This window comes from Marinitoga arctica (genome assembly GCF_054657315.1).
On the sequence record NZ_BAAHYY010000051.1, the window covers coordinates 1 to 6,640 of the forward strand.

The 6,640-nt window shown below is 25.6% G+C and carries 12 protein-coding genes; 5 read left to right on the top strand and 7 right to left on the bottom strand.

Features of this window, described 5'->3' with window-relative positions; all coding sequences use genetic code 11:
• The coding region (locus ACYQ44_RS10065; protein WP_459997124.1) for an AAA family ATPase at nucleotides 1–148 on the bottom strand (148 nt) is incomplete at its 3' end.
• A 260-nt stretch (nucleotides 149–408) separates the two neighbouring features.
• The gene (locus ACYQ44_RS10070) at nucleotides 409–576 is read right to left on the bottom strand and encodes a hypothetical protein (RefSeq protein WP_459997102.1); all 168 of its coding nucleotides are present in this window, start codon (nucleotides 574–576) and stop codon (nucleotides 409–411) included.
• A gap of 83 nt (nucleotides 577–659) precedes the next feature.
• Between ACYQ44_RS10070 and ACYQ44_RS10075 the strand changes: the two genes are divergently transcribed.
• Nucleotides 660–860 carry a transposase gene (locus ACYQ44_RS10075; protein WP_459997104.1) on the top strand — a complete coding sequence of 67 codons (201 nt, stop codon included), beginning with the start codon at nucleotides 660–662 and terminating at the stop codon, nucleotides 858–860.
• A 32-nt stretch (nucleotides 861–892) separates the two neighbouring features.
• Here ACYQ44_RS10075 and ACYQ44_RS10080 read toward each other — a convergent pair whose 3' ends face one another.
• The 4 genes from ACYQ44_RS10080 to ACYQ44_RS10095 form a co-directional block, all read right to left on the bottom strand.
• Nucleotides 893–2,170, bottom strand: a complete 1,278-nt coding sequence (locus ACYQ44_RS10080) for an ATP-binding protein (protein WP_459997106.1) — start codon at nucleotides 2,168–2,170, stop codon at nucleotides 893–895.
• A 441-nt stretch (nucleotides 2,171–2,611) separates the two neighbouring features.
• Nucleotides 2,612–3,412: an adenylate/guanylate cyclase domain-containing protein gene (locus ACYQ44_RS10085; RefSeq protein WP_459997108.1), complete on the bottom strand. Its 801-nt coding sequence runs from the start codon at nucleotides 3,410–3,412 to the stop codon at nucleotides 2,612–2,614.
• 5 nt (nucleotides 3,413–3,417) lie between these two features.
• Nucleotides 3,418–3,909, bottom strand: a complete 492-nt coding sequence (locus ACYQ44_RS10090; RefSeq protein ID WP_459997110.1) for a Pycsar system effector family protein — start codon at nucleotides 3,907–3,909, stop codon at nucleotides 3,418–3,420.
• Between the two features lie 94 nt (nucleotides 3,910–4,003).
• On the bottom strand, nucleotides 4,004–4,939 hold the full coding sequence (locus ACYQ44_RS10095; protein ID WP_459997112.1) for a metallophosphoesterase: 936 nt from the start codon (nucleotides 4,937–4,939) through the stop codon (nucleotides 4,004–4,006).
• Between the two features lie 319 nt (nucleotides 4,940–5,258).
• Between ACYQ44_RS10095 and ACYQ44_RS10100 the strand changes: the two genes are divergently transcribed.
• The 4 genes from ACYQ44_RS10100 to ACYQ44_RS10115 all read left to right on the top strand — a co-directional run bounded on the left by ACYQ44_RS10100 (nucleotide 5,259) and on the right by ACYQ44_RS10115 (nucleotide 6,398).
• The gene (locus tag ACYQ44_RS10100) at nucleotides 5,259–5,474 is read left to right on the top strand and encodes a DUF1659 domain-containing protein (RefSeq protein WP_459997114.1); all 216 of its coding nucleotides are present in this window, start codon (nucleotides 5,259–5,261) and stop codon (nucleotides 5,472–5,474) included.
• A gap of 70 nt (nucleotides 5,475–5,544) precedes the next feature.
• The gene (locus tag ACYQ44_RS10105; RefSeq protein WP_459997116.1) at nucleotides 5,545–5,757 is read left to right on the top strand and encodes a DUF2922 domain-containing protein; all 213 of its coding nucleotides are present in this window, start codon (nucleotides 5,545–5,547) and stop codon (nucleotides 5,755–5,757) included.
• Between the two features lie 65 nt (nucleotides 5,758–5,822).
• A complete protein-coding gene (locus ACYQ44_RS10110) occupies nucleotides 5,823–6,047 on the top strand; it encodes a hypothetical protein (RefSeq protein WP_459997118.1) in 225 nt (74 codons plus the stop codon).
• Between the two features lie 141 nt (nucleotides 6,048–6,188).
• Nucleotides 6,189–6,398: a hypothetical protein gene (locus ACYQ44_RS10115; RefSeq protein ID WP_459997120.1), complete on the top strand. Its 210-nt coding sequence runs from the start codon at nucleotides 6,189–6,191 to the stop codon at nucleotides 6,396–6,398.
• Nucleotides 6,399–6,425: 27 nt separating this feature from the next.
• Here the strand turns inward: ACYQ44_RS10115 and ACYQ44_RS10120 are convergent.
• A partial coding sequence (locus ACYQ44_RS10120) for a hypothetical protein (protein ID WP_459997122.1) occupies nucleotides 6,426–6,640 on the bottom strand: 215 nt, incomplete at its 5' end.

Sequence of the window (6,640 nt, forward strand, 5' to 3'; positions counted from 1 at the left end):
AGCTTTTTCCAAATCTTCTTGGGCGTGAGAGAAATATCGGTACTTCTGACGATACTAAATCATATATGTATTTTGTTTTATCTATATATATATAATTACCTGTTATTATTTTTTTGTAATCTTGTATCCCTATTGGTAATTTTTTCATCGTTTCACCTCCACGATCGAATTATATCACATTTCAGTAATTTCATTTGTAAATGATACCGCAACTATTCTCAATGTCTTTTTCATTCCATCAGAGTATGAAAAAGACAATGCGACTATTGTAGATAAAACAAAGCCGGGCATTTCTCCTGAGTTTGACAGTTATTTTTCTTTAAAAAAGAGAAAACGCTGAAATACAGCGAAAAAAGTTAATTGTTAACTTTTTGTAAAAAGCAAAATTAGCCACACATCACCTTCTTTTTAGCTTATAATGCTGTTTGTGGATATTATTTTTTTGAATTTATCTAATTCCATTGTTTTTTTAGGTATTTCTATATTTAATATTTTTAATATTGACTTTTGAAATTCATTTAAATTTGATCTCAGTGAAAATATTTTATCTTTTATTCTTACTTCTGAATATTCCATATCGTATTCACCCCCTAGAAGATTTGGACATAAAATAAGAAAGTGGTATCATAAAATTGAAAAAAAGAAAGGGGTGCTTTTTAATGAGAAAACAAACAAATTATGATCCTGAATTTAAATTATCTGTCGTTAAAGAATATCTTTCTGATGATTCTTTAACTCAAAAAGATATTTGTGAAAAATACTCTATTCCAGATTCTGTTTTTTATCTTTTTAATGATAATTTCAATGATTTTATTTCGTCTTATGATTTTTCTGATTTTTTTGTTTCTGTGAAAAAATGAGTTTTTCTTATTTTTTGTCTATTTTTTAGGGGTCAAGCCGCTAAATACTCAAGAGTTATTAAGTATGCAAGATACCATTTAAACCCTCTTGAACGAGCTGATGGGGGCGTAGTTCTTACATCATATCCATCCTTTCCAACCTCTTCAATCTTTAAAGTTATTCTATCTCGTTCAACATTGCATCCAATTTTTAATCTTAGCTGCTGCCATAAATCTTTTAGTCCCTTTGAAAATTCTATCAATTTATTATTTAAATCAAAAATTTGTTCATCCACTGTCATTTTGTCAAATGTACTTAAATCAATTTCTAATATGCTAAAAAGCCTAGCATTAACTGGATAGTTCCCATTTTCTTCTTTTAATGTGTTTTCAAAACTGTTTGTTTTTTTTATCTCTCCTTTCAACTCCATTTCTTCACTGAGATATACAAATTTCGGTTTCATATATGAAAGGATATCTTGTAATAATGATTTGTAATTATTTTTTTTAACATTCCCAATTAGTTTATTAAGAGTTTGAGAAAAGATTGAATGTAAATTTATATTAGTACTCTTGTTATTTATATTAATGGAAATATTTGTTGGTATGTTATTAAATAGAGGGTTAATTCTTTTAGTCAAAAGAGTTATAATGTCATCATTGCTTTCTTTAATTTCTTTTTCAACAATTTCTAATTGCCCATTAAATGAATTTAGATGTGTTGAAATATTTTGATTGGTTTTGATTAAATTTTTTATATCTTTATTTATTTTTGTAAGATCACCACTGATTATATTATTACTTTTTAGCGTTGTTTTAATATTTTCGATAAAAAGTTTTTCAAATGAAGGAATTAGTGTAATAAATTTCCGTAAGTCTTTTGAAAGATAATTTAATATATCTTTACTTAAATCTTTTAAATCCTTACCAAGCAACAAAAAATTAAAATCGCCATTTGCATGTTTTATTATTTTCAAGAACCCTATATCATTTAATTTATTAAAATTCAAAATAGACTCATCAAGAAAAAGATATTCCATATTTTCATTTATCAAATCAAAAAATTCTTTTTTAAATTGTTTAACATTTGTTACTTTGAAAAATGCAGTCACTATTATATCATCATCCTTTATATTTCTTCCCAATGGTTTATCTTCTAAACTTAACGGCGTATCATTTCCTAACCAATTCAAAGAAAGTAATATATTTGATTTTCCACTTTCGTTAGCACCAACTAATACATTTATATCTCCAGTATTTTTTAAAGTAACATTCTTTATAGCTCTAAAATTTTTAATTACTGCTTTAGTTAAATATAAATATCGTCCCATATCCCAGTATCCTCCCATTCTTTTTTTATATCAATTTTAAACTTTTCTACATTTTATGCAATTTGTAAAATCTCATTTTTAATATCCGTTATAATAAGAAATTAATGAGATGTTCCATTTTTAAATGATAAACTAAGTATAAAACTTCTCTCACAATCAAAATGGATATTTTTTGCGTGTTTTTTGCTGCTAAATTTATTTATACAGAAAAATTACAAACCTACAAATAAAATAATATATTAAAAATAATTCTTTGTGTATTTAATCAATAAAACAACCTATGTTCACTATTATGAAATATTAATGGTAATTAAATTACCTTATTTTCCTTATAATTAATAAATATTTATTCACAAATCCAAATTTCAATATAACTAATTTATAAAAAATTTTTGTGCAATTATTAATATTAAAAATCGTTCATAATTAACTATATAGATTTTATTCGATTTTTTCTAATACTGCATTTATATACTCTTCACCATGTTTATTACACCATCTACTTTTCAATTCAAAAACTTTGGTGAAAAATTTATTTTCCAAATCTACAACTTCAGACCACAAATTTGTTTTTTCACCACTCCCGCATTCACAGGATAAAACTAAGTAATTGTAAAAATCTTTTTGAGAAATATCATTGTAAACCTCTTCTGTAACGAGAATTGTATCATTTTTCGCCTCATTACTTAATTTTGCTGAATAATTAACAGGTTTTCCAGCCCAAACTGCCCAGTTATTTTTATTATTTCCAACGTTTCTGACTCCTATTCTTTTTACCAAAACTTTACCTTTAGCAATTCCTATTTTGCTAGCTATTTCCCAATCAGAAATTTGTTTTTCGACATAATCTTTTAGATATTTTTCCACTAATGTTTTAAAAGTAATTCCAGCTAGCAGTGCTTTTATAGTACCATATTTTTCTTTCCATAATGCAAATCCTCCATCACCCTTTATATCAATAAAATTCGCTTTAAATTCTTCTTGCTTCAAAATTTTAATAAGACTACCCGTAAAAATTTCATACATTTTTGCTGTTGTTTTGGTATATTTATCATTGCTTAATTGTGTAGAACCTTTCATGTCTACATATAAAGACACAACGTTTCTTATTCTATACCATCTTCCCACTTCTAAATTCATATCCGACTCTAATGGAATTCTATCAATTTCAATTACATCAATATTATTAATTTTTTCTTTTTGTTCATCAACAATCTCTTCTAATGTATTCCATAATTCCATAAATATCATCCCACTAACTCTAAAAAAAGCATTAAAACTACAAAGCATATAATTGTAGGTAATAAGTATATATATGCTTTTCTTACATTATTAAATTTTTTTTCGGCTATTCGAGAATTTATAATAATTTGTTTATTTAGATCATGATAAAATTTTTTAGTTTCTACATTTTCAAACTCACTAATATCCATTTTAGTCAAATCTCCCCAAAAAATAATAGATTTGTATGATATTATATTCAAAATTTTTTCAGCATTAATTCTTGGGATAATTGTTTTTAAAAAAGCAATATAAAAACAAGTTAAAAAAATTACAAATATTACTAAGTCAATTATAAAAAAGACCTTACAATAAAGACTTAAGTTATTAAATGTAAAAACTATTCTTTTAATATTTGATACAGATATTCCAGATAAAAATAAATAAATTGCTAAAAGAATGTTCATTTTATTATCTGCCATTTTTATTTGATCAATAATATAATTTAAATGCCACATTTTAAATTGTATTTCATTTTTTCCATTTTATATTGCCTCCAATATTTTTTATTATCTGAAATTTGTAATTCCTCTTCTTTAAAAAATAAAAATTTTAATTTTTAACATCCATTATTTTTATCTCATCATTTCTCCATTCACAAAGAGCTATACTCTGTTTTTCTGTATCAAATATACAAAATGTCGGCTCTTCACTCACCCAACTTCCAGAATTAACATAAATAATTCTTTTGTCAACTTGTACTATTTTTGGTTTATGTGTATGACCAAGCACAACAAATGCTTTTTCTTCTCCTCGTCTCAATTGCCTTTCAGCAAGCATTGAAATTCCAATTTCATATTCTGAATAATCTCCATTATATTCTTCATTAGCTGGGGTTATATAAGATTGTAAATTCCCCGCTACCCTATAAAATGGTGATTCAAATTTTTCTTTTAATTTTTTCCATATCGATTTTGTTCCATTCCAGAGCTTTTCTAATTGCTCATCAATATCTTTTGCGCCCATCCTTTCTAACTCTCCAATTGTTTGAGCTATAAATTTTCCTATTATCCCTTTACTGCCTCCTGCTAATGAAGATGCATTTCTATTATATTTATCAAATCTGTGCCCATGTTCAATCCAAATGTTATCTTCGTTATAATAAGGGAAAAGCAAATTTTTCGTTTGATCTATATCATATTTATTTGTCAATTCTATTGGACCAAATGAAAATGATGAAATTTTATAAACCAGTTTAGAAAATGGAAGCGAATCATGATTACCCGGTACATAAATTATTTTTTTTCCTTCTTCTTTTAATTTAGAAAATATTTTCCATAATTCAACGTACATCTGTAAAATTTTATCGACTTTGCATTGCCATAATTCAAAAAAATCTCCTGCAATTATTATTTTTTCTACTTCTTTATCTTTTTCAACAAATTCAAGAAACGACATAAATTTTTCAAAATTTCCAGACGTATAAAAATCATCAGCTTCTGACATATCACCTATATGCAAATCACTTATAATAACAACTTTACTCATAGTTATCCTCCTTTCCTATTTATTCATATAAGTTACAAAATGAAAGATTCTCATTTACTTCCTCAAATTAATTTTATCACTTTTTAAATAAAAAATTTATAATATATTAAATCTTTACCATTTTTTAATTATTTTTAATATATCACTTGATATATTTATTGTTTAAAAAATCAAAAACTCTTCAAGTAACACTTCAGTAACTTCATTTGCAAACAATTCTTCAACTATTCCCATGAAAAAACAATGGTTTATACTACAATTGTCAGCGCTGACAGAGATAAAAAACTAAAAAATCAAAAACTAAATTGGAGGTGAAAGTATGGCAACTAAAGTAAGTTTAGGTGACAAAGCTAGAATTTCTTTTGATTATGGTGTAGATGGTAATGGAAAACAAATCATTAAAAGAAAATCATTTTCTTTAATTGCTGGTGCAACGGATGATCAAGTATACACTGCAGCTAACAACTATGCATCATTATGTGAAAAAACATTAATCGAAATAGAAAAAATTGAAAACTACGAACTACAAGCATAATATTCTATTTTTAAACGCAACTAAATTGTTGAACATATTATTCATAAAAAAATTATGGAGGTGAGTTACAATGGCAAAAAAATTAAGAATGTCTTTTGTAAATAGTATAGACGGAAAAAGAAAAACAATATATTTAAATGATCCAAGACCAGATTTAACAGACACAGAAGTACAAAATGCAATGGATTCATTTATTGGTGTTTTCATTCCAACAGGATATGAAAAAGATAATGCAACAATTGTAGACACAACATCAAATGAACTATTTGATTTAATTCAATAAAAACAAACCGGGCATTTAGCCCGGTTCTTTAAAAACTATTAAAAAAACGAAAGGAGATTTAAAATATGTGGGATTTTTTAAGAATTATATTATCAAACATTATGGAACAATTTTTTAAAATGCTTCCATTAATAATAAACGATGATAATAAAAAAGAAAAGATTGATGAATTAAAAAACTTACAAAAAAACTTCAACAATGAATTAAATAAACAAATAAAAATATTATCAGCAGAAATAGATGAAAAATTAGAAGAGATAAAAGATGAAATAGAAGAAATCGAAGATTAAATTATCAACCTATCATTAAACAACATTTTATCAAAAAGAAAAGTTTAACACTTTACTTTCTAACTATTTTGTAGTAAAATGATAAATATACAATCACTAATAAGTAGTTAAACAAAATACAAAAGAAAGGGGAGATAGGGGATGATTACTATTCCGTATTTCTGTGAGAAATACAATTTTAGTAATCCAGATTTATTAAGGCAGTTAGTAAAATTCTTAAGCATCAAACCAGTAACAGGAAACTTAGAAACAAGAGGTATGAGATTCTACAGAGAGAAAGACCTACTTTTTGTTTATGACCAACTAGAAAAAATGTTTGAAACAAAAAACGTTGAATTCGAAGAGTTATGATTTAACTCACCCGGTGAAACCACCGGGTTAGTGTTTTATATAATGCTTTAATTTCTTATACATTCTTAATCCAACTCCAATTCCTAATGCTCCAAAAATTATCATTCTTGAACTATGCTCTACCAAAGAAAACATTCCAAAATATTTTGCTATTAAATATTGTATAGATCCAAGAACGATTATAATCAATGCCCACCCAAACATATATCTTGCTGATATTGTTTTATCCTTTAAATTATATA